The 1,782-nt window shown below is 75.4% G+C and carries 2 protein-coding genes; one reads left to right on the top strand and one right to left on the bottom strand.

Annotation, left to right across the window (positions count from 1 at the left end; genetic code table 11):
• Nucleotides 1-192: hypothetical protein (locus Q6969_RS15385; RefSeq protein ID WP_317231226.1), on the bottom strand; the 192-nt coding region annotated here is incomplete at its 3' end.
• A 123-nt stretch (nucleotides 193-315) separates the two neighbouring features.
• Between Q6969_RS15385 and Q6969_RS15380 the strand changes: the two genes are divergently transcribed.
• Nucleotides 316-1,782, top strand: a 1,467-nt coding sequence (locus Q6969_RS15380; RefSeq protein WP_317231225.1) for a DUF2264 domain-containing protein, incomplete at its 3' end; no start/stop codon positions are given.

Here is a 1,782-nt window from a genome sequence, read left to right as displayed (position 1 = left end):
GACGGCGGCGAGCGTCGGGCCGTCGACGCGCGACCAGGCGACGCGGTCGGCGGCCGGGGGCACGGGGAGCGCGCGGTCGGCGGGGGCGAGGAGCCCGCGCGCCGTGAGGGGGCCGGAGGGGGAGAGGGCCTCGGCGAGCGGACCCCGGAAGCCGTCGATCCCGTCCTGCGCCTGATACGCCATCGTCACCATGAAAGCGATCGTAACCGATCATGGAGCAACAACAATGGCTTGCTCGGATCGTTTTGGCTGTGTACAGTCCTGAATTGTTCGATCGCGCAGTCGCGTCGGGCAGTCGATTCGAAGGAGAACGAGGTGCCCGAGGTGACCGCGCACGCCGACTGGAGCCGAGACCGCTGGGTCGGGTTCGCCGACGGCCTCCTCGAGCAGGCCCTCGCGCATGCCAGCGCCGGCGGCGGGCGGATCCTCCTGCCCGGCGCGGAGGGCGGCTACGGCCGCGCGGTCGACGGGCTCGAGGGCTTCGCCCGCACCTTCCTCCTCGCGGGGTTCCGCATCGCCGGCGCCCGCGGCGTCGGCGTCGACCACCTCATCGACGCGTACTCGCGCGGCATCGCCACCGGCGTCGACCCCGACGCCCCCGACCGCTGGGTGCGGATGGAGGAGCACGCGCAGGCCAAGGTCGAGGCCGCGTCCCTCGCCCTCGTCCTCGACATGACGCGCCCCTGGATCTGGGACCGGCTCGACGACCTCACCCGTGCCCGCCTCATCGCCTACCTCGAGCCGGCCGTCGGCGACGACACCTACCCGCGGACGAACTGGGTCTGGTTCCGCATCGTCGTCGAGACGTTCCTCCGCTCGGTGGGCGGCAGGTGGTCCGCCGACGACGTCGTCGCGGACCTCGCCCTCCACGACTCCCTCGTCCGCGAGGACGGCTGGCTCGCCGACGGGCCCGGGCGTGCCTACGACCACTACGTGGGCTGGGCGCTGCACCTGTTCCCCGTCCTCTGGTCGCGCATGCAGGGCGCCGGGGACCTCGTGGGAGGACGCACGGCCGCCGACGTCGCCCGCCTCGACCGCTACCTCGCGGACGCGCTGGCGCTCGTGGGCGCCGACGGCTCGCCGCTGCTCCAGGGCCGCAGCCTCATCTACCGCTTCGCGGCGGCCGCGCCGTTCTGGGCCGGCGTCATCGCCGAGGTGCCGTCGCACGCACCCGGCCTCCTGCGGCACGCCGCGAACGCCGTGGTCGCCCACTTCGCCGACCACGGCGCCCCCGGCGACGACGGCCTGCTCTCGACCGGCTGGCACCACCCGTGGGGCGCGCTCGCGCAGTCGTACTCGGGACCCGGCTCGCCGTACTGGGCGGTCAAGGGCCTCCTCGGCATCGCCCTCCCGGCCGACCACCCCGTGTGGGCGGCGCCGTCGGAGCCGCTGCCCGTCGAGCGCGGCGACCAGCTCCGGGCGATCGCGGCTCCCGGCTGGATCGTGTCGGGCACGCGCGACGACGGCATCGTCCGCGTCGTGAACCACGGCACCGACAAGGCCGAGGCCGGCGCGGTCGCCGTCGACTCGCCGCTCTACGCGCGCATCGGCTACTCGACGGCCACCTCCCCGCTCCTCGACGCGCGCGGCTGGGCGGAGCCGCTCGAGCAGGGCGTCGCCCTCGTCGACGCCGACGGCGCGGCCACCTCGCGCACGGGCATGGACGCCGCGGGTGCCGGGATCGAGGCCGACGGCCGGGTGGGCGTGGCGGGATCCCGCTGGGACGCGCACTGGATCGCGGCGGCGCCCACCGACCACCGCCACGGCGAGGGGCTCGCGGGC

Origin of the sequence: Clavibacter sp. MX14-G9D, from assembly GCF_032917815.1 — a bacterium.
Lineage (GTDB): Bacteria > Actinomycetota > Actinomycetes > Actinomycetales > Microbacteriaceae > Clavibacter > Clavibacter michiganensis_K.
This window is presented reverse-complemented; position numbering and strand designations above follow the sequence as displayed.